Here is a 20600-nt window from a genome sequence, read left to right on the forward strand (position 1 = left end):
TTCAGGCCTCCTTACCCAGGGTATCGTCATTGGCGGCATTGCTGTTTCCAAGCCCTCGTACATCCACGAAGTGGCCAGCGATGGCGGCGGCCGCGGCCATGGCCGGGCTGACCAGATGGGTGCGCCCGCCGAAGCCCTGCCGCCCCTCGAAATTGCGATTGGAGGTGGAGGCGCAGTGTTCGCCGGCGCCCAGCTTGTCGGCGTTCATGGCCAGGCACATGGAGCAGCCCGGCTCGCGCCACTCGAAGCCCGCCTCGATGAACACCTTGTCGAGGCCCTCCGCTTCGGCCTGGCGCTTCACCAGGCCGGAACCCGGCACCACCATGGCCAACGCGATGGAGTCGGCCACCTTCTTGCCGCGCGCCACCTTGGCCGCCTCGCGCAGATCCTCGATGCGCGAGTTGGTGCAGGAACCAATGAACACCTTGTCGAGGCGGATATCGGTGATCTTCTGCTTCGGTGCCAGCCCCATGTACTCCAGCGCCCGGGTGTAGCCGCGCTGCATGGTCTCGTCGCCGGCATCAAGCGGGTCCGGGACCTCGCCGGAGATCCCGGTGACCATCTCAGGGCTGGTGCCCCAGCTGACCTGCGGCTCGATCTCGGCGGCATCCAGGGTCACCACCTTGTCGAAGGCGGCGTCGGCATCGGAAACCAGGTGGCGCCAGTCGGCCACCGCGGCGTCCCACTGCTCGCCCGTCGGGGCATAGTGGCGGTCGCGCAGGTAGTCGATGGTGGTGTCGTCCACGGCGATCAGGCCGACCCGGGCGCCGGCCTCGATGGCCATGTTGCAGACGGTCATTCGACCCTCCATCGAGAGAGCCTGGATGGCGCTGCCGGCGAACTCGATGGCATAGCCGGTGCCGCCAGCGGTGCCGATGCGGCCAATGATGGCCAGCACGATGTCCTTGGCGGTGACGCCGGTGCCGAGCTCGCCCTCGACCCGCACCTGCATGTTCTTCATCTTCTGCGCCAGCAGGCACTGGGTGGCCAGCACGTGCTCCACCTCGGAGGTGCCGATGCCGTGGGCCAGGGCCGCGAAGGCGCCGTGAGTGGCGGTATGGGAGTCGCCGCAGACCACGGTCATGCCCGGCAGCGTGGCACCCTGCTCGGGGCCCACCACGTGGACGATCCCCTGGCGGGGGTCGTTGATCTTGAACTCCTCGATGCCGAACTCGCCGCAGTTGTCGTCGAGGGTCTGCACCTGGATCAAGGACACCGGATCCTTGATGCCGGCGTTCCCCTCGGCGCGCTCCTTGAGCGTGGTGGGCACGTTGTGATCCGGAGTGGCCAGGTTGGCATCGATGCGCCACGGCTTGCGTCCCGCCAGGCGCAGCCCCTCGAAGGCCTGGGGCGAGGTCACTTCGTGGAGCAGCTGACGGTCGATGTAGATCAGTGCGGTGCCGTCACCGCGCTCCTTGACGAGGTGCTGCGACCACAGCTTGTCGTAGAGTGTCTGGCCTGCCATATCGTTCTCCCGGGCTCATGGGCCCTTCATATCATGTCCGGTCTCGGAATCGCGCCATCAACGCAGCTTTACGGGGGCAGACCTCCAAGCAGGCGCTGTGAATACTTCCCTGTACGCTACCGATGCCATCCATGGCAAAGGACCTCCTTTACGGTCTGCTCCCGACGCCGCTCGACCATGCAGCGACTATTGCTCGTGGCGTTTGGCTGCTTGGCTGCTTGGCTGCTTGGCGCTATGCAAACAGTCTCCCGCCCCTCGCCCATAAAAGCAATTCATGTTATTTATGGAATAGATTCCTGAATGGAATCCGAAATTGCTGCCAGGGAGCCGCCCATGGATACGCAGAGCCTTCAGGCCTTTCTTGCCGTGGCCGATAGCGGCAGCTTCTCCCGCGCCGCCGAGCAGCTGCACCTGACCCAGCCGGCGGTCAGCAAGCGTATCGCGGTGCTCGAGGGCCAGATCGACGCCCGACTGTTCGATCGCATCGGCCGTCGTGTGAGCCTCACCGAGGCCGGCCGGGTACTGCTGCCTAGGGCGAGGCAAATCCTGGTGATGGTCGACGACAGCCGCCGGGCACTGGGCAACCTCGAGGGTAGCGTGGCCGGCAGCCTGACCCTGGCCACCAGCCACCATATCGGACTGCACCGTCTGCCGCCGCTGCTCAAGGCCTATACCCGCGAGCACCCCGACGTGCGGCTCGACCTGCACTTCCTGGACTCCGAGGAGGCCTACCAAGGCGTACTGGACGGCTCGCTGGAGATCGCCGTGGTGACCCTTGCTCCTCACCCCGATGAACAGCTGCAGGTCGTTCCGGTATGGATAGACCGGCTGCACTTCGTCTGTGCCCCGGAGCATCCGCTTACCGAACTCGAGCACCCCAGCCTGCAGACGCTGTGCGATTTCGACGCCGTGCTGCCAGGCCCTCTCACTTTCACTCGCGGCCTGATCGAGTCACGCTTTGCGGCCGCCGGCCTGCGCCTACCGGTGGCGCTCTCCACTAACTACCTGGAGACGCTGAAGATGATGACCGCCATCGGCCTGGGCTGGAGCCTGCTGCCGGAGCGACTGGTGGCCGGCGAGTTGCACGAGTTGAACGTCGACCATCCACCCATCCATCGCCCCCTGGGCTATCTCGTGCATCGTAGCCGCACCCTATCCAATCCGGCACGAGCCATGCTCGCCCAGCTCGAGGCTGCCCGCGAGCCTGCCGCCAGGAAGTGGCAATGACGTTACATTGGGCTGGCACTCTAAGAGCTTTGTAGGAGCAACGCTTGCGCCGCGATCCGGCGCTCTCCTAAACCACCCCATACCCAGGACAGACGCACCAGGAATTGTTTAGACTGCTCATCATTTGCGCAGGAATTCGGTTCAGTGCCCGAAACCACCAAACCAAAGATCGTTCCACGCCACGCCCTAGCCGGCGGGCTGATCCTGGCCGGGCTGGTCCTGCAGGTGGTGCAGTTCATGAACCTGTTACCGCTGGCGCATGCGGTGGGTTACTGCCTGTGGCTAGCCACAGGCCTGCTGTGGGTCGACATTCCCCGGCGCACCCGGCGCCAGGCAGGAGTCCTCGCTGCCCTGGGCCTGGGGCTGCTGGTGCTGGCTCGCGCCTGGCACGGGGCCAATATCGACTGGCCAGGGATCCTCGACGGCAACACCTACGTGGTCGCCATGCTGGTAGGGGTCAGCTTCATCGGCCTGATCGGCAACCTGCGCGGCCGGTCACGTCCAGCGGGCAAGGCCCTGACCGGGGCCCGCGGCATGCTGGGCACCTGGTTGGGGGTCCACCTGCTCGGCTCCATCCTCAACCTCTCCACGGTCTTCATGGTCGGTGATCGGCTGGAGCGTCGCGGCCCCCTCACCACGCCCCAGTTGCTGGGTCTCAATCGCGGCCTCTCCAGCGCCGCGCTCTGGTCGCCCTTCTTCGCCTCCATGGGCGTGGTCATGACCCTGGCACCGGCGATGCACTACGCCACGATCCTCGCCTTCGGTCTGCCCCTGGCCATGGTATCGGGCGCGCTTACGGTCGGCGAGGTCTCGCGTCGTTTCGAACTGACCGACACCGCCGGCTTCTCGCTCTCGCCACGCAGCCTGCTGATGCCGGTAAGCATGGCGGGCCTGGTGATGCTGTTCCATTACCACCTAACGCCGACCCTCTCCATCGTCAGCATCATCACCTTCCTGCTGCCAAGCGTGGCGCTGCTCTCCAATCTGCCCCGGGGGCCGCGCTGGACCCTGCGGCGAATCCATCAGCACACCCTCATCCGCCTGCCGGCCATGCGCGGCGAGATCTCGCTGTTCCTTTGCGCGGGACTGCTGACCCAAGGGCTGTCGAGCTTCATCACCGCCGCCACGGACAGCGCCTGGACGCTCTTTGCCCACTTCGGGCCACTGGAGGCCGTCGCCAGCTTCCTGGCCATCGTCCTCAGTGCCGTGGCCGGGCTGCACCCCATCATCGGCATCTCCGTGCTTGCCTCGATGCTCGACCTGGACGCCAACCAGCAGACCCTGTTCGCCTTCGTCGCCCTGGCCTCCTGGGCAGTCGGCACCAGCGTCGGTCCGCTCTCCGGTATCAACCTCTCGTTGCAGGGACGATACGGCGTCAGCGGGACGACGATGATGCGCAACAACCTCGGCTATGCGGCGATCATGACGCTGCTGGTCGTAACCGCCATTCTGGTGATGGAGGCAGGGCTTTAAGGCATTGATGAGGCCGCCCTGTGGGAGCGAACGGTTCGACGCCTCGACGCTTGCGTCGCGATCCGCCGCGCAGCGGCGGCGGGGTTATCAAGGCAGGAGGAAACTTACTCCTTCGGCGCGCGAACGAAATAGCGGTGGCCACACTGGTGACAGGGTTCTATCCGCGCCACCCCTTCGAGCTCGACGATGGCATCGCAGTGCGTGCAGGCCATGCGCCCAGGGGCGGCCATCTCGCCGGCGACATAGTCGGCGCGTGACGCCTCAAGATCATCCTCGAGCTGCTCCCGCTCGATCACGCTGCGGTCGGCGATGGAAAACAGCGACTCCACTACCTTGCGCGATAGCACGGAGAGGTCGATGCCCAACCAACTGGCCACACTCTCGCCGCCGGCGCTCAAATAGCGGCGCATCTCCTTGAGGTCGCGCTCGACCCAGGCACGCAGCAACGACAGCTCGTCCTTGGTAAACTCTTCCAGCTCGTCCTCGAACTCGACCGCCTCGTCCAGCTCTTTCTGCAGGTTCTCCCAAGTGAGCTCATGCGCCCCGTCGCGCAGTCGATCGAGCATGCGCTCGTAACCCCCGCGGAGGCGGTGTTCCTGGTGCGTATCCTTGTGCTCGCTCATGGTGCTCTCCTCGTGACGCGTCAGGGCTTGCCGGCCCGGCAGCGATACCCCGTAGCCGCCGGACGCCGTGCTGGGGTATGCTAACAGGTAATCAAGACCACCATTTAGACGACATCCCGCCGGGAAATCAATGGTTTCGCGCAGGCCCCGCGCACGACCTTGACGCCGGACAAGGGCCGCTGACATGCGCAGCACTGCACCGCTGCGCTCGACTTTCAAGGTACCCGAAGAGAGCGATGGACGCACAGTACAACCCCCACGATACCGAACGCGATGCCCAGCAGTTCTGGGACAACAACCAGTGCTTCAAGGCGGTGGAAGACGCCAGTCGCGAGAAGTTCTACTGCCTGTCGATGTTTCCCTACCCCAGCGGCAAGCTACACATGGGACACGTGCGCAACTACACCATCGGCGACGTCGTCTCGCGCTATCAGCGCATGCAGGGTAAGAACGTCATGCAGCCCATGGGCTGGGACGCCTTCGGCATGCCCGCCGAGAACGCCGCGATCCAGAACCGGGTACCGCCGGCCAAGTGGACCTACGACAACATCGATTACATGCGCACCCAGCTCAAGGCGCTGGGCTTCGCCTACGACTGGAGCCGCGAGTTCGCGACATGCGATGTTGAGTATTACCGCTGGGAGCAGTGGTTCTTCACCAAGCTGGTGGAGAAGGGGCTGGTCTACAAGAAAATGTCCACCGTCAATTGGGACCCCGTCGACCAGACGGTGCTGGCCAACGAGCAGGTGATCGAGGGCCGCGGCTGGCGCTCCGGCGCGCTGGTGGAGCGCAAGGAAATCCCGCTGTGGTTCCTCAAGATCACCGACTACGCCGAGGAACTGCTGGCCGACCTGGAGCGCATCGACTGGCCCGAACAGGTCAAGACCATGCAGCGCAACTGGATCGGCAAGTCGCGCGGCGTGGAGATGACGTTCGATATAAAGGACGCCGACGGCGCCCCTTCCGAGCCGCTATCGGTCTATACCACCCGCCCCGACACCCTGATGGGTGTTACCTACATGGCCGTGGCCGCAGACCACCCACTGGCGAAACAGGCCGCCGAGGGTAACGATGCGCTGGCCGACTTCTGCGCAGAGTGCGCCCGCGGCGGCACTTCGGAAGCCGAATTGGCCACCCGCGAGAAGAAGGGGATGCCCACTGGCCATTTCGCGGTGCACCCCCTCACCGACCGCGAAGTGCCCGTCTACGTGGCCAACTTCGTACTGATGGAGTTCGGCACCGGGGCCGTGATGGCGGTACCCGCCCACGACCAGCGCGACTGGGAGTTTGCCACCAAATACGACATCCCCATCGAGCCGGTGATTGCCGACGAGAACGGCCAGGTGCCGGATCTCTCCCAGGGTGCCTATGCCGAATACGGTCCCTTGATCCACTCCGGTGATTTCGACGGCCTGGGCTTCGAGGCGGCATTTGACGCCATCGCCGCCAGGCTTGCCGAGCTAGGCCGTGGCGAGGTGAAGATCAACTTCCGCCTGCGCGACTGGGGCGTGGCGCGCCAGCGCTACTGGGGCGCGCCGATTCCGATCAAGTACGGCCCAGAGGGTCAGACCGTGCCGCTCACCGACGAGGAGCTGCCGGTGGCCCTGCCTATGGACGTCACCGTCGACGCCACCGGCTCGCCACTCAAGCGCATGCCGGAATTCTCCGACCTGGGCGACGGCTGGAGCCGCGAGACCGACACCTTCGACACCTTCATGGAGTCTTCCTGGTACTTCGCGCGCTTCTGCTGCGCCGACAACATGGAAGCAATGCTCGACGAGCGGGTCGACTACTGGCTGCCGGTGGATCTGTACATCGGTGGCATCGAGCATGCCATTCTGCACCTGCTCTACGCCCGCTTCTTCACCAAGCTGATGCGCGACCTGGGTCTGGTGAAGACCGACGAACCCTTCCAGCGCCTGCTCACTCAGGGCATGGTGATTGCCGAGACCTACTACCGCCCAACCGAGAACGGCGGCAAGGAATGGTTCAACCCTGCCGATGTCGAGGTCAAGCGCGACGAGAAGGGCCGCCCCATCAGCGCCGTGCTGATCAGCGACGGCCAGCCGGTGGAGATGGGCGGCATCGAGAAGATGTCCAAGTCCAAGAACAACGGGGTCGACCCGCAATCCATGATCGACCGCTTCGGCGCCGACACGGTACGCCTGTTCATGATGTTCGCTGCGCCGCCGGAACAGTCCCTGGAGTGGTCCGACGCCGGTGTCGAGGGTGCCCACCGCTTCCTCAAGCGCCTGTGGCGCCTGGTCAGTGATCACCTTGCGGCCGGTGAACCCGGCACGCTCGACCTCGCCGCCCTCACCGAGCCCCAGCGCGAGCTGCGCCGCAAGACCCACGAGACCATCAAGAAGGCCGGCGACGATATCGGCCGGCGCACCACCTTCAATACCGCCATCGCCGCGGTGATGGAGCTGACCAACGCCCTCTCGAAGTTCGACGACACCTCGCCCCTGGGCCTGGCCGTGGCCCGCGAAGCGGTAGAAGCCTGCGTGCTGCTGCTCGCCCCGATCACGCCTCACGCCTGTCACACACTTTGGCAGGCACTCGGCCACAGTGAGCCGGCGATCGACGCCCGCTGGCCGGCGGTCGACGAATCGGCGCTGGAACGCGAAAGCATCGAGCTGGTGGTGCAGGTGAACGGCAAGCTGCGTGCGCGCATCGAGGCCGATGCTGGTGCCACTAAGGAAGCCGTCGAGGCCCAGGCGCTGGACGCCGAAAACGTCCAGCGCCATATCGAAGGCAAGGCCATCCGCAAGGTTATCGTGGTGCCCGGCAAGCTGGTCAATATCGTGGTCGGCTAAACGCCGCATACTGACGGGAGAGACCCATGCAGCGCCGAACCCTACTACTACTCGGCCTCGCCGCCGGCGCCTCCCTGGCGCTGGCCGGTTGCGGCTTTCGCCTGCGCGGCCTCGACCAGCCGATGTTGGCCAGCGACGCCCTGGCCCTGGAAGGCGCTGACAGCGAACTGGCCCGGCAGGCCGCCCGGCGCCTGGTGCGTGCCGGCACTCGGATCGATGACCAGGCGGCGCTCGTGCTCAATCTGGGACGTGAGACTTTCCGTGAGCGACGCCTCAGCGTGCTCGACAGCGGACCCCGCGAACTTGAGATCTCCCTGGAAGTCCCCTTCTCCGTTCAGCGCCGAGACGACGGCGCCTACCTGCTCGACCAGCAGCGCCTGGAAGTCAGCGAGCGCATCACGGTCAATGATGATCAACTGCTGGCCCAGGATGACCTTCGCGAGGCCACTCACGACCGGCTGCGTGACAATGCCGTACGCCAGTTGATGGAGCGCCTGCGCGCGCTGGACACTCAGTGAAAGAGCTTTTGTGAAGATCTTCCCGGACAAGCTTCCCGAGGCGCTGGCCAGGAAACTGCCCCCGGTCGTGATCGTCGCCGGCGAAGAGCCGCTGCAACACGTGGAGGCCTGCGACGCCGTTAGGACCGCCGCCCGTCAGGCCGGAGTCGAGGAGCGCGAGATCCTTCACGTGGAGGCCAACTTCGCCTGGGGACGCTTGACCGAAGCCGCCGCCAACCTCTCGCTGTTCGCCACGCGGCGGCTCATCGAAGTGCGGCTTGGCAGCGGCAAGCCCGGCCAGGAAGGCGCCAAGGCGCTGCGCGACTATGCCGAGTCCATAAAGGGCAGCGACGATATCTTGCTGCTCTCCACCGGCAAGCTCGACTACCGCGAACAGAAGAGTGCCTGGTTCAAGGCCCTGGACAAGGTGGGGCTCTTCGTGCCGGTCTGGCCAGTAGACGTATCGCGCCTGGGTTTCTGGCTGCGTGACCGCGCCTCCCGCCACGGCCTCTCCCTGGACCTCGATGCAGCAAGACTGCTTGGTGAACGCACCGAGGGCAACCTGCTGGCCGCCGATCAGGAACTGCAGAAACTCGCCCTTATGCTTCCTGCCGGCGCGCGCGTCGGGCCACGCGAAATAGCGGGTGGTGTAGAAGACAGCGCCAGATACGACGTCTTTACCCTGATGGACGCCTGTCTCAAGGGCGAGCGTGCGCGAGTCACGCGGATCATGGCCGGCTTGCGCGGCGAAGGGGTCGAGCCTCCCATCGTGCTCTGGGCGCTATCCCGGGAACTGCGCATCTTGCTCTCAATTCAGCAGCACCTTGATCAGGGCCAGAGCCTGGAACATGCCTGCAAGGCACAGAAGCCGCCAATTTTCGAGAAGCGCCGCCCCGCCTATCAGCAAGCCATCGCAAGGCTGCCGCTTAAACGACTGCACAAACTATTACTTTTTGCCCAGCGCCTGGACCTGGCGATCAAGGGGGGCAGCAGCGTGCCGCTGTGGGATGGCCTCCACGACCTGGCACTGACGCTTTCTGGCGGGCGAGGCCTGCTCGCCGAGCTGCCCTCGTCCTACCGCATCGGCTGACCGCCACTGCGTACATGTCGAGGCGTCAAACACTCCATCGCATCGCCGTCGAGTCGAAGCGTCAAACCGTTCGCTCCTACAGTAGCCTCGATTCCGATTTCCCTCCCACAAGGGCATGAAATGTCACGGCATTCCGTCCTATACTCAGACGGCATCGTTGCTTCGTAGTCCTGCATGGAAGCCGCACCGACGAAGCCTGGAACCGGAAGCCCATCCCGACAAGAAGGAACACCGCCATGATGAAGAAACTCTACCGCTATCTCAGCCCGCTGCTGATCGCCGCGCTGGTGCTAGGTAGCCTGCCCGTTGCTGCTGCCCCCACCACTCCAGGGAGTGGCCTGGTCACCACCCAGGAAGCCCTGAATGCCGAAAGGTCCCAGGGAGATCGGGAACGGATTCACGAAATCCTCGCGCGTGACGACGTGCAGAAGCAACTCGTCGCCCAGGGCGTCGACCCAGCAGAGGTTGAAGCCCGCGTGGCCGCCCTCTCCGATGCGGAAGCCGTCCAAATGGCCGATCAGCTCGAGCAGCTGCCGGCCGGCGCCAGTGTGGTCGGTGCCCTGTTCGCCGTCTTCGTGATCCTGCTGGTCACCGACATCCTCGGCCTGACGAACGTCTACCCGTTCGTCCGCTGATAGGGAGTGTCGCATGACTCCATGCCCCACCAGGCATTTCGCGAACACCACCCTCTTGAACGCCCGCCTTGCGGGCGTTCTCGCATTGGTGATATTGATGCTTGCGATGGCCGGCTGCGCCAGCACGCCCCAGCTAGCCGAGACCACAAGACGTGAGCTACCCCGCGAGACCCTGCTCGAGGATATTCCCTTCCGCGCGCAGCGCGACTACCAGTGCGGCCCCGCCTCGCTGGCCATGGTACTAAACGCCTCCAACGTGCCGGTAGCGGTCGACAACCTGATTCCACAGGTCTTTCTGCCCGAACGTGAAGGCAGCGTGCAACCGGAAATGCTGGCCACCGTGCGCCGCCATGAGCTTATCCCCTTCGTGATCGACGGCAAGCTCGATGCCCTGCTTACCGAGATAAACGCCGGGAATCCGGTGGTAGTGATGCAGAACCTCTCGTTGCCTGCCTGGCCGGTCTGGCATTATGCCGTGGCCATCGGCTTTGATCTGGACGCGGAGACCCTGACCCTGCACAGCGGCATGGAGCCGCAGCGCGTCGAATCCTTCAAGCGCTTCGATGCCACCTGGGCTCGCAGCGATCGCTGGGCCTTCGTTGCCCTGCCCCCAGGCAAGATGCCGGTGACCCATGAGGCCGAGAGCGCCCTGGATGCCATCGCGGACTTCGAGCGCGTGCAAGGTGCACAGGCCGCCCTGCCCGCTTGGGAATCCCTCGTCGACCGCTATCCGAGGCATGCCATGGGGCATTTCGCCCTGGGCAATGCCCGCTACGCCAACGGCGACCGCCAGGGCGCCGTCGCAGCGTTCGAAGGAGCCGTGGAACAGGACCCCGACCTCGCCGTCGCCTGGTTCAATCTGGGGCTGCTATATCGCGAGTTAGGGAAAAACGACAAAGCAAAAGAAGCCTTTCAGAAAGCCGCCGCTCTGCCCGGCGCCTGGCAGAACCAAGCCCGCCAAGCCCTCGATAGCCTGAAGATTGACGATTAACCGTAGCCTACGACATCGTGCTCAAGCGAATCTGCGAGCCGGTAGATAGCCGGGATGGTGTACGAGTATCCATCCGTCTTCAAACGGGTAGAAAGGACCGCGAGAGCCTTTTACTGACTGAATGATATCGGACTAACGGGCGTGGCCATTTTTGGTTGTGCAGGGTTTCTACCTTCTCGCGGAAGCCCTTTATTGCGTAGATTTTCGTCCCGGAAAAGCGCGAGTAATTGTTGAAGATTTTGCTCGGCCATCGACAAACGACCCTACTCGCAAAACAACCCTACTCGCAATAAAAAGCCCCCTGGCGGGTTACGCCAAAGGGCTGATTCAGATGTTCTTTTTGGTGGAGCCTAGCGGGATCGAACCGCTGACCTCAACACTGCCAGTGTTGCGCTCTCCCAGCTGAGCTAAGGCCCCACAGTGTTCGCGGATTGCTTGAACGAGGCGAATGATACGCAGCCCCATCAGGAGCGTCAACCCCATGCTGGCAATTTCACTCTTCTGCCTTTGACCAATTCTCCTTAGGGACGGGATGTGCCACCCTGCCTAGACTGGTACCTGGCCAGCTGGCACGTTGGTGCCTTAGTACTTGGCCAGGTCCCGCCCAGGGACGAAATCCATCCACTACGTTTTCAGGAGCGTCTGCGTTGATCAGGGTTCTTGTAGCCGATGACCACCACCTGGTTCGGACCAGCATCGCCCACCTACTGAATGCCGAACGCGGGATACGCGTGGTGGGTGAGGCCGCCGATGGCGAGGAGGCCATTACCAAGGCACGCAAGCTCGAACCGGATATCGTGCTGATGGATATTCGCATGCCGGGAATCGGCGGCCTGGAGGCCACCCGCAAGATCAAACGCTTCGCCGGTGACATCCGCATCCTGGTACTGACGGCCTTTATCGAGGAGACCTTCGCTCAGCGCCTGCTCGAGGCCGGTGCCCACGGCTTTATCAGCAAGGGCTGCCAGCACGAGGAGATGGTCGAGGCGATCCACTGCGTGTTCGGCGGCAAGCGCTATGTCAGCCCCGAGATCGCCCAGCGGCTGGTGCTGTCGCGCATCGATGCGCCGGACAATCCCTTTGACCAGCTCTCCCAGCGCGAGCTCCAGGTGGCGATGATGGTCGTCAACTGCCAGCGCGTCGCCGACATCGCCGATCGGATGTTTCTCAGTCCCAAGACCGTCAACACATACCGCTACCGAATCTTCGAGAAGCTCGGCGTCACCTCTGATGTGGAGCTGACCCACCTCGGCCTGCGCCACGGCCTCGTCGACGGTTTTACCGACGCCGATTGAGCGCCTTTCCGATGGCCCGGATCTGGTAGCATGAAGGTCCTGTTTTCTTTCCCCGACACGCCGTCTCCATGAGCTTCGATTCCCGCGACTTCCTCGGCAGCGTCAGCGAATCCCCGGGGGTCTACCGCATGCTCGATGAGCACGGCGAGACCCTCTACATCGGCAAGGCGCGTCGCCTGAAGGCACGTCTGGCAAGCTACTTTCGCGGTGCGCTCAACACCAAGACGCAAGCCCTGGTCGGGCGCATTGCCGACATCCAGGTGACGGTGACCAATAGCGAGACCGAGGCGCTGCTCCTCGAACAGACCCTGATCAAGGAACTACGTCCGCCGTACAACATCCTGCTACGCGACGACAAGTCCTACCCCTTCGTCTTCGTCAGCGACCGCCACCCCTTCCCCGCCCTGGAGTACAAGCGCGCCCGGGTGCGACGCGAGGACGGCCGCTACCTCGGCCCCTACCCCAGCAGCGGCGCCGTGCGCGAGAGCCTGTCGCTGATGCAGAAGATCTTCCGCATCCGCAACTGCGAGGACAGCGTCTTCGCTCACCGTACCCGCCCCTGCCTGCAGTACCAGATCCAGCGCTGCAGCGCCCCCTGTGTGGGCTACATCAGCGAAGCGGACTATCGGCGCGACCTGGAGCATGCAGTGATGTGTCTCGAGGGCAAGAGCGACACGGTGACCCACGAGCTGAGTGAGGCCATGGAAGTCGCCAGCGCCCGCCTGGATTTTGAGGAGGCCGCACGGCTGCGTGACCAGGTCCAGCATCTGCGCCAGATGCAGCAGCGCCAGTTCGTCGACACCGGAGGCGGCGATGCCGATGTCTTCGCCCTGGCCAGCCGCCCCGGGGCATTGTGTATCTCGGTGCTCACGGTACGCCAGGGCCGCCTGCTGGGGGCCAGGCACCATGCCCCAGCCAACGGGCTTGACCTGGGCCCCGAGGCACTGCTCGGCGACTTCATCAGTCAATTCTACCTGGGTCAGGCCAGGGAGATTCCGGCGGAGGTGATTACCAGCCATCCGATACCGGATACCGAGCTAATCGCCCAAGCACTCGGTGAACGCGCCGGCAAGCGCATTCGCCTGACCAACCAGGTCCGTGGTCATCGCGCCCAGTGGCGGGAACTGGCTCGCACCAATGCCGAACAGCAGCTGGCCAGCCAGTTGGCCAGCCAGACCCAGCTGTCGAAGCGTTTCGCGGCGCTGCGCGAAGCCCTGGAACTCGAGGACACCCCTCGCCGACTGGAATGCTTCGACATCAGCCACAGCCATGGTGAGGCCACAGTCGCCTCCTGCGTGGTGTTCGACGAGAATGGACCGCGCAAATCCGACTATCGCCGCTTTAATATCGAGGATGTCGCCGCCGGTGACGACTATGCCGCCATGCACCAGGCTCTCACCCGCCGCTTCAAGCGCCTTGCCGAAGGAGAGGGCGAAAGCCCGGACATCCTGATCGTCGATGGTGGCAAGGGACAGTTGAACATGGCCCGGGAGGTGTTCACCGAACTGGGCGTCAGCGGCATCACCCTTCTCGGCGTGGCCAAGGGCACGACGCGCAAGGCGGGCCTCGAGACACTGTTCGTCGAGACCGTCGATCGCAGCCTGGATCTAGACGGTGCATCCCCAGCCCTGCACTTGATCCAACACATTCGCGACGAATCCCACCGATTCGCCATCGCTGGCCATCGGGCACGACGCGACAAGACGCGTCGAACCTCCACCCTGCAGGAGATTCCGGGTGTGGGGCCGCGTCGGCGACGCGAACTGCTGCGATTCTTCGGCGGCCTACAGGGGGTCAAGCAGGCCAATCGCGAGGAACTAGCCCGTGTCCCCGGCATCAGTGCCACTCTGGCCGAAACGATTCATCGCGCCCTGCATGGATGAGTAGAGCCCCGAAGGATAGAATAAGAGGGTTTCCGGTATCTCCCAAGGCAAGGATCGCACCTCCCGATGAACATACCCAACCTGCTAACCCTGGCCAGAATCCTCTTCATTCCGCTGCTGGTGGTGTTGTTCTACCTGCCCTTCGCCTGGAGCATGCTGCTCGCCGCCGCCCTGTTCGCCCTGGCCGCGATAACCGACTGGCTCGATGGTTATCTGGCCCGACGTTGGGACCAGTCCACGCCCTTCGGTGCCTTCCTCGATCCGGTCGCCGACAAACTGATGGTGACCGTGGCCCTTGCCCTGCTGATCGAACGCTACGATGCCATCTGGCTGACCCTGCCGGCTCTGGTGATCATCGGCCGTGAGATCGTCATTTCGGCCCTGCGCGAGTGGATGGCCGAGATGGGCAAGCGCGGCCAGGTGGCCGTTTCGTGGATCGGCAAGGTCAAGACCACCTTGCAGATGATCGCTCTGCTGGTGCTGCTGGCCTTCGCCCCGGGCACCCCCATCGCTCTACTGGGCGTGGTGACCCTCTACATAGCGGCCCTGCTGACCCTCTGGTCGATGTTCCTCTACCTCAAGGCGGCATGGCCGCACCTGAGCAGCTCGATGCGCTGAGGAGGGAGTGACAAAAAGTGTTTGACAGTCACCGACTTATCCGTATAATTCGCTTTCGAGTCAGGCGGGAATAGCTCAGTGGTAGAGCATCGCCTTGCCAAGGCGAGGGTCGCGAGTTCGAATCTCGTTTCCCGCTCCAGACTCGAAAGCAGTAAAAGAGTCATTGTGTGCGATAGTGAGGGTCGCGAGCTGGAAGGCCAGCCCCGTCGAATCTCGTTTCCCGCTCCATTCCCCACGAATGGTACGACTCATGAGGCTGGATGGCAGAGTGGTTATGCAGCGGACTGCAACTCCGTGTACGCCGGTTCGATTCCGACTCCAGCCTCCATCACTCCCCCAGCTGCCCCCGCTCGGAACCGTGCCGCCCGGATGGCGAAATTGGTAGACGCAAGGGACTTAAAATCCCTCGGAGGCAAACCCTCCGTGCCGGTTCGAGCCCGGCTCCGGGCACCAGCTTTTAAGCACCCTTCTGGAAAGCGTCGGGCGCGACCCTCCAACGGGACGCCATGACATGATCCTGCCGCGCCTTCGCGACCCCTATTTCAATTACCAGCATCGGCGCAAGCTGCATGTGCTGCGCATCGTAATGGCACTATGCATCACCTTCGGCATCATCGAATTCTTCGCCGTTCAGCATAGCGGCTGGGCACTGGTCAGCACCATCATGGTGATGGGCAATCTTCCACATATCGGCGGTGTGCTCGACAAGGGACGCCAGCGTCTGCTGGGCACCTTGCTCGGCGCTGGATGGGGCCTGTTGCTGATCCTGCTGCCGCTGCCCTGGCCGCCGCTCGCTCCCCTTGCCGCCCTGGCCGGCATCGCCGTTGCCACCTGGTTGACCTTCAGCAACCGGCATGGCTACAGCGGCCTGATGTTCGCCATCAGCCTGCTGCTGGTGATCGGTGACGGTACCCGGGAACTCGATATCGCCCTGTGGCGCGCCTTCGACGTGCTGCTCGGCACCCTGGTAGGCATTACCGTCACGGTGCTGGTGCTACCGCAGAAGGCTACCGACATGCTGCGCTTCATGCTGGCCGACAACCTGGACCGCATGGGCCGTCTCTACCATGCTCACACCTCGGCCACGGCGGCCCCCGACATCGATACCCGCGAGATGCTCAAGGCCACCAGCAGCCTGCTGGTCAAGCAGCGCGGCCTGGTAGATGCCATCCATCGCGAGAAACGACTGAGTCGCCAGGAGCTTGATGACCTGATCTCGCTGCAGCGGCGTATGCTCTCCACCGTCGAGCTGCTGCTTGAGACTCACTGGACAAGCCGAGACGGACATGATCGCATCGACGCCATGACCGGCCTCCGGGAAGAGCAGCATACCTTGGCCCGCGGCATCGGCACCCTGGCCTTCCAGGTGCGGACCGGCCAGCCGGTCAACGTGACCATCACCCCCTTCGAGCTGCAACGCCACGCCGAACTGGCCGCCAATAGCCGGTCAGCCGATGGCCGCGTGCTGTTCAGTCCCAGCGGCTACCTGTGGCTCAATCGGGAACTGGCACGCCTAACCGCGGACCTCACCCGGCGATTGGGCGGCCTCGAACGCCTACCCAGCCGGCGGCTGCGTCGCCGAGCACCCCACCACGGTCTCACCGAGGACCTCTCCGCCATGACGCGAGCCACCAAGCCAGATAGGAAAGGCAGATGACAGACGGCAAGCATGAGGTGCTGGTCATCGGCGGCGGGGTCGCCGGACTGGTACTAGCGCTGGAGGTGGCCGACCACCGCAGGGTCACGCTGCTGCGACCGGCCAGTGATGACCAGGGCGCCAGCCGCTGGGCCCAGGGTGGCATCGCCGCCGTACTCTCTCCCCAGGACGACATCGAGGCCCATGTGGCCGACACCCTGGTGGCGGGAGACGGCCTGTGCGACGAGCAAGCAGTGCGCTTCACCGTGGAGCAGGGGCCCTCGGCAATCGAGTGGTTGCTGTCGCTGGGCGTTCCCTTCACGCCGGACTCGAGTACCGATACCGGCTACCCCTACCACCTCACCCGCGAAGGGGGGCATGGCGCGCGGCGCATCATCCACGCCGACGATGCTACCGGCCGTGCCGTGGTCGAGACACTCAGACAGCATGTCGAGGCGCACCCCAATATCCGGAAATACGGTGAACTAGATGCCATCGGACTGATCGGCGACAGCGAGGGCCACTGCCGCGGGGCACGCTGCCTGGACGCCGGCGGCCGGCTTCACGAGCTGTTGGCCGAAGACACCGTGCTCGCCACCGGCGGGGCCAGCGGCCTCTATCGTCATACCACCAGCCCCCAACCCGCCAGCGGCGAGGGTATGACGATGGCCGCCGAACTCGGCGCCGAACTGATGAACCTGGAGTTCCAGCAGTTCCACCCCACCTGCCTGTACGATCCCGAGGGCCCTGCCTTCCTGGTCAGCGAGGCGGTGCGCGGCGAGGGCGGGCTGTTGATCAACGCGGCGGGCGAGCGCTTTATGCCAGCGCTGGACCCCCGGGCCGAGCTAGCTCCCCGCGACATCGTTGCCCGGGCCATTGATGCCGAGATGCAGCGCACCGGCATCGACCATGTCTTTCTGGACATCCGTCATCTCGGTGAAACTGCCATCCGTCAACACTTCCCGACCATCCATGCCCACTGCGCCAGTCGTGGGCTCGACATCGTGCACCAGCCGATACCGGTGGTGCCGGCTGCCCACTACAGCTGCGGCGGCATTGCCACCGACCTCGGCGGTACCACCACGGTCCCGCGGCTGCACGCCATCGGCGAGGTCGCCTGCACCGGTCTGCATGGGGCCAATCGCATGGCCAGCAACTCCCTGCTGGAGTGCCTGGTCTATGCCCGGAGCTGTGCACGACGGCTTCACACCGCCGGGACCCTGCCGATTGCCGAGCTGACTCCGGCGCTGTGGGGCAATCAGAAGGTCTCCCTGGACAGCATCGAAGAGATCCGCGAGACGATGCGCCAACTGATGAGTGCCCGTATGGCCATCGTGCGTACCGATCAGGGGCTGGACGAGGCTGCCCGGGGTCTGGCGCAGTTGCATAACCGTCTCGCTTCCCAGGTGAAGAGTGCCGCGCCCTCGGTGCCCCTGACAAACCTCTGGCATGCACTTCGCCTGGCGCGCCTGAGCGTGAACTGCGCCCGTGCAAGACGCGAGTCTCGCGGCCTGCACTTCAACCCGGATTGCCCGATACACGGCGATGAAAACCCGCACCCTTCGCGAATCCGGCTGCAGGCCCTCGAGGAGATGTGATCCGCTGCTGCTTCTCTGGTGGAAACCGGCAACTTCAAGGGAGTGGCGACAGTTCCCGGCGAAGGCGGCGAAGCGATTCGGCGTCGCTGCTGTCGGGCCACAGCCACAACCGACGCCCCTCGACCTTCAACCCGATCAGCCAGGGGCCGAGGTAGTCGCAGCGCAGGCTCACCGGACGCCATGCCTGGTCGGCGCTGTCCCGCCATGACCAAACCACGCCGCCCGCCGCCTTCGGCGTGCCACGCAACTCGCCACGCGGGCAGTACCTAGCCAGCGTCAGCAATACCCCACCTAGCACCAAGGCAGCCAGCATGCCGGCCCAAGGCGATGCCACCACCGCCATAAGACCGACAACCGACACGGCCAGCAGACCATGGGCGGCCAGCGACAGCCTAGAGGTTACGATAGCGATCGTTGTCTGTGGTCTCGGCATGCTCGACGATCATCTTGACGATGCGCCGCCGGGCGGGGTCCTCGGGCCATTCCCGGCGCATCAACCAAGCGAACAGGTCCTGATCCTCCTCCTCGATCAATGATCGAAAGGCCGCCTGGTCCGCCTCGCCCAGACCGCCATAGCACTGCTCGAGGAAGGGAATCAACAGCAGGTCCAGTTCCCACATGCCACGGCGCGAGTGCCAGTAGAGGCGCTTGCGGAGGATGGCTTCCGGAGACGAATCGTCGCTCAAGGTCGGCCTCGTTGTGTTGGATGAGTGTGGTGTCAGTATACCCGAGCCCTGCCCTGCCGGCAGCCCGCCGGGCCTTCGCTGACCTCACTCTGCCCTCGCACGGCCCTCGGATTCGAGAAAAGGTCGTAGTGCGTTGTTTTCTCGACACTTGCACAGTATGCTTTGAAAAAAACAACAATGCCGGGATCGCGTCGACCCAGGCTGGACCGCACGGAGTAGAGCCGATGACCAAGTCCGAACTGATCGAACAGATCGCCATGCGACAGCCTGAGCTGTCGGTCAAGGAAGTCGAGGCGGCAGTACGCCTGATCCTCGACGACATCACCGACACCCTGTCCGAGGGAGGGCGCGTGGAGATCCGCGGCTTTGGCAGCTTTTCGCTGCACTATCGGGAGCCACGGGTGGGTCGCAACCCCAAGACGGGGGAACCGGTCGCACTCGATGGCAAGTTCGTGCCACACTTCAAGCCCGGCAAGGAGCTGCGCGAACAGGTGGATGCCAGCCGCGCGCTCGGCTACTGAGCGGCGCCCCGCGACCGCCGACTCTCCTTCAACCGACATGGGAACAAGCACATGCGTTGGCTAAAAGGCCTGATCCTGGCCATTATTCTGCTGGCGGTGCTGCTGATCGGCATCCTCTTTGCCGTCAACAACCAGCAGGCCCTGCCCCTCAACCTAATCTGGATCGAGCTGCCTGCAGCCTCGCTCTCCGTCTGGCTTCTGGCCTCGCTTGCCGTGGGTGTGCTGTTGGGCATGCTCGCCATGAGCGGCGTCTACCTGCGCCTGCGCACCCTGCTGACCCGCGCCCAGCGGCACAACCATCAGCAGCGCAAGGAGCTCGATCGCCTGCGTGTCCAGGAGATGAAGGAACTCCCCTAGAATGCCCGATGTTTTCCTGCTGGCCCTGCTGGTGGTGGCTGTCGCCATCGGCTGGTGGTTGGGCCGCCGGGAGCGCCAGGGAGCCGGCAGAACATCAGTGCCACCGGCGCTGCCGCGGGACTATTTCGTCGGCCTCAACTACCTGCTCAATGACCAGCAGGACCGGGCCATCGAAACCTTCATCGGCGCGCTGGAGGTCAACAGCGAGACCATCGAGACACACCTGGCGCTAGGCAACCTCTTTAGGACCCGGGGCGAAGCCGACCGCGCCCTCAAGATCCACCAGAACCTGCTCGCACGCCCGACGCTGACCGCCGGGCAAAGTGACAGGGTACAGCTCGAGCTCTCCCGCGACTTTCTTGCCCTGGGGCTGCTGGACCGCGCCGAGCGCTTACTGCAGAGTCTGGTGCGCGACAGCCAGGATGACGAACTTCGCGATACGGCAAGGAGGCTCCTGGTCGACCTCCTGGAACGGGAGGGCGAATGGCAGGCCGCACTGGATGTCGCCCTGCCCAGGCTGGTCCGTCAGCACGACGACATCCGCCGCGCGGCGGCGCACTGGCTGTGCGAGCTGGCCGAACAGGAGCGTCACTCGGCCAGCCCCGTACTGGCCAGGCGCCACCTGCGCCAGGCGCTGAACACCGATCCCCACTGCGTGCGCGCCAACCTGCTGATGGCCGCCATGGAACATGACACCGGTCACTACAAGCCGGCCATCCGGCTGCTCAGACGAATTCCCGACCAGGATCCCGCCTTCACTCCTGTCATCCTCGACCCTCTGACCCGCGCCTATCGCCTGCTGGACGACGAGGAGGGCCTGATCCGCTGCCTGAGGGAACTCCTCGAGCAGTCACCCAGCACCAGCCTGATCACCCGCCTGGCCGAGACATTGCGTCATCATCACGGCGATGACCGGGATGCCCTGACGCTGGTCACCGGGCAACTCGACCGGGAGCCGAGCCTGGGCGCTGTACACTACCTGCTGTCCCTCTACCGTCACGACGCCAAGGAAGATGAGGACGAGCGCCTCGCACTGCTGCAGCACCATATCCACACCCTGGTGCAGACCTTGCCTCGTCACCGCTGCCGGCGCTGCGGTTTCTCTGGCGAACGGCTGCGCTGGCAGTGCCCCCGCTGCCGCAACTGGGGCACCACCAAGCCCATCACCGGCATCGAGGGCGAGTAG

At 64.3% G+C, this 20600-nt stretch carries 19 protein-coding genes and 4 tRNA genes; 18 read left to right on the top strand and 5 right to left on the bottom strand.

The genetic code is table 11. From position 1 onward, the window contains the following. Position 1 precedes the first annotated feature (1 nt). Positions 2-1465 carry a 3-isopropylmalate dehydratase large subunit gene (gene leuC, locus U5L98_RS10970; RefSeq protein WP_322558340.1) on the bottom strand — a complete coding sequence of 488 codons (1464 nt, stop codon included), beginning with the start codon at positions 1463-1465 and terminating at the stop codon, positions 2-4. Positions 1466-1798: 333 nt separating this feature from the next. Here leuC and U5L98_RS10975 point away from each other — a divergent pair, with 333 nt between their 5' ends. Both U5L98_RS10975 and U5L98_RS10980 read left to right on the top strand, forming a co-directional pair. After that, positions 1799-2692, top strand: coding sequence for a LysR family transcriptional regulator (locus U5L98_RS10975; RefSeq protein WP_322558341.1), 894 nt, complete (start codon positions 1799-1801; stop codon positions 2690-2692). 237 nt (positions 2693-2929) lie between these two features. Then, complete coding sequence (locus U5L98_RS10980) at positions 2930-4165, top strand: hypothetical protein (RefSeq protein WP_322558949.1); 1236 nt, start codon at positions 2930-2932, stop codon at positions 4163-4165. Between the two features lie 104 nt (positions 4166-4269). Here U5L98_RS10980 and U5L98_RS10985 read toward each other — a convergent pair whose 3' ends face one another. Next, positions 4270-4788: a zinc ribbon-containing protein gene (locus U5L98_RS10985; RefSeq protein ID WP_322558342.1), complete on the bottom strand. Its 519-nt coding sequence runs from the start codon at positions 4786-4788 to the stop codon at positions 4270-4272. Between the two features lie 236 nt (positions 4789-5024). On the opposite strand from U5L98_RS10985, the gene leuS reads away from it, so the two are divergent. From leuS to U5L98_RS11010, 5 genes are all read left to right on the top strand, one after another. Next, the gene (leuS, locus tag U5L98_RS10990) at positions 5025-7607 is read left to right on the top strand and encodes a leucine--tRNA ligase (RefSeq protein ID WP_322558343.1); all 2583 of its coding nucleotides are present in this window, start codon (positions 5025-5027) and stop codon (positions 7605-7607) included. 26 nt (positions 7608-7633) lie between these two features. Then, a complete protein-coding gene (gene lptE, locus U5L98_RS10995) occupies positions 7634-8125 on the top strand; it encodes an LPS assembly lipoprotein LptE (RefSeq protein WP_322558344.1) in 492 nt (163 codons plus the stop codon). 10 nt (positions 8126-8135) lie between these two features. Beyond that, a complete protein-coding gene (gene holA / locus U5L98_RS11000) occupies positions 8136-9194 on the top strand; it encodes a DNA polymerase III subunit delta (RefSeq protein ID WP_322558345.1) in 1059 nt (352 codons plus the stop codon). Positions 9195-9433: 239 nt separating this feature from the next. Then, positions 9434-9829 (top strand): PA2779 family protein, encoded by a 396-nt coding sequence (locus U5L98_RS11005; RefSeq protein WP_322558950.1) that lies wholly within the window; start codon positions 9434-9436, stop codon positions 9827-9829. Positions 9830-9926: 97 nt separating this feature from the next. Further along, positions 9927-10820, top strand: coding sequence for a PA2778 family cysteine peptidase (locus U5L98_RS11010; protein WP_322558346.1), 894 nt, complete (start codon positions 9927-9929; stop codon positions 10818-10820). A gap of 341 nt (positions 10821-11161) precedes the next feature. Here the strand turns inward: U5L98_RS11010 and U5L98_RS11015 are convergent. Continuing rightward, positions 11162-11237, bottom strand: a tRNA-Ala gene (locus U5L98_RS11015). 230 nt (positions 11238-11467) lie between these two features. On the opposite strand from U5L98_RS11015, the gene uvrY reads away from it, so the two are divergent. From uvrY to nadB, 8 genes are all read left to right on the top strand, one after another. Next, complete coding sequence (gene uvrY / locus U5L98_RS11020) at positions 11468-12115, top strand: UvrY/SirA/GacA family response regulator transcription factor (protein ID WP_322558347.1); 648 nt, start codon at positions 11468-11470, stop codon at positions 12113-12115. 68 nt (positions 12116-12183) lie between these two features. Then, positions 12184-13998, top strand: coding sequence for an excinuclease ABC subunit UvrC (uvrC, locus tag U5L98_RS11025; protein ID WP_322558348.1), 1815 nt, complete (start codon positions 12184-12186; stop codon positions 13996-13998). 66 nt (positions 13999-14064) lie between these two features. After that, positions 14065-14616, top strand: a complete 552-nt coding sequence (pgsA, locus tag U5L98_RS11030) for a CDP-diacylglycerol--glycerol-3-phosphate 3-phosphatidyltransferase (protein WP_322558349.1) — start codon at positions 14065-14067, stop codon at positions 14614-14616. 64 nt (positions 14617-14680) lie between these two features. Beyond that, positions 14681-14755, top strand: a tRNA-Gly gene (locus U5L98_RS11035). 115 nt (positions 14756-14870) lie between these two features. Continuing rightward, a tRNA-Cys gene (locus tag U5L98_RS11040) sits at positions 14871-14944 on the top strand. 35 nt (positions 14945-14979) lie between these two features. Beyond that, a tRNA-Leu gene (locus tag U5L98_RS11045) sits at positions 14980-15069 on the top strand. Between the two features lie 58 nt (positions 15070-15127). Beyond that, complete coding sequence (locus U5L98_RS11050; RefSeq protein WP_322558350.1) at positions 15128-16273, top strand: FUSC family protein; 1146 nt, start codon at positions 15128-15130, stop codon at positions 16271-16273. Beyond that, positions 16270-17850 carry an L-aspartate oxidase gene (nadB, locus tag U5L98_RS11055; protein ID WP_322558351.1) on the top strand — a complete coding sequence of 527 codons (1581 nt, stop codon included), beginning with the start codon at positions 16270-16272 and terminating at the stop codon, positions 17848-17850. The genes U5L98_RS11050 and nadB overlap by 4 nt, the downstream gene beginning before the upstream one ends. 34 nt (positions 17851-17884) lie before the next feature. Here nadB and U5L98_RS11060 read toward each other — a convergent pair whose 3' ends face one another. Then, positions 17885-18283, bottom strand: coding sequence for a protein YgfX (locus U5L98_RS11060; RefSeq protein WP_322558352.1), 399 nt, complete (start codon positions 18281-18283; stop codon positions 17885-17887). Beyond that, positions 18243-18536: a succinate dehydrogenase assembly factor 2 gene (locus tag U5L98_RS11065; RefSeq protein WP_322558353.1), complete on the bottom strand. Its 294-nt coding sequence runs from the start codon at positions 18534-18536 to the stop codon at positions 18243-18245. Before U5L98_RS11065 ends, U5L98_RS11060 begins: the two co-directional genes overlap by 41 nt. A 224-nt stretch (positions 18537-18760) precedes the next feature. On the opposite strand from U5L98_RS11065, the gene U5L98_RS11070 reads away from it, so the two are divergent. From U5L98_RS11070 to lapB, 3 genes are read left to right on the top strand one after another with little or no spacing between them, the layout of a single operon-like run. Beyond that, positions 18761-19057, top strand: coding sequence for an integration host factor subunit beta (locus U5L98_RS11070; RefSeq protein ID WP_089849146.1), 297 nt, complete (start codon positions 18761-18763; stop codon positions 19055-19057). A 51-nt stretch (positions 19058-19108) separates the two neighbouring features. Further along, the gene (locus U5L98_RS11075; protein ID WP_322558354.1) at positions 19109-19414 is read left to right on the top strand and encodes a LapA family protein; all 306 of its coding nucleotides are present in this window, start codon (positions 19109-19111) and stop codon (positions 19412-19414) included. Position 19415: 1 nt separating this feature from the next. Next, positions 19416-20600: a lipopolysaccharide assembly protein LapB gene (lapB, locus tag U5L98_RS11080; RefSeq protein WP_322558355.1), complete on the top strand. Its 1185-nt coding sequence runs from the start codon at positions 19416-19418 to the stop codon at positions 20598-20600.

It is taken from the genome of Halomonas sp. (assembly GCF_034520545.1).
Classification (GTDB): Bacteria; Pseudomonadota; Gammaproteobacteria; order Pseudomonadales; family Halomonadaceae; genus Halomonas.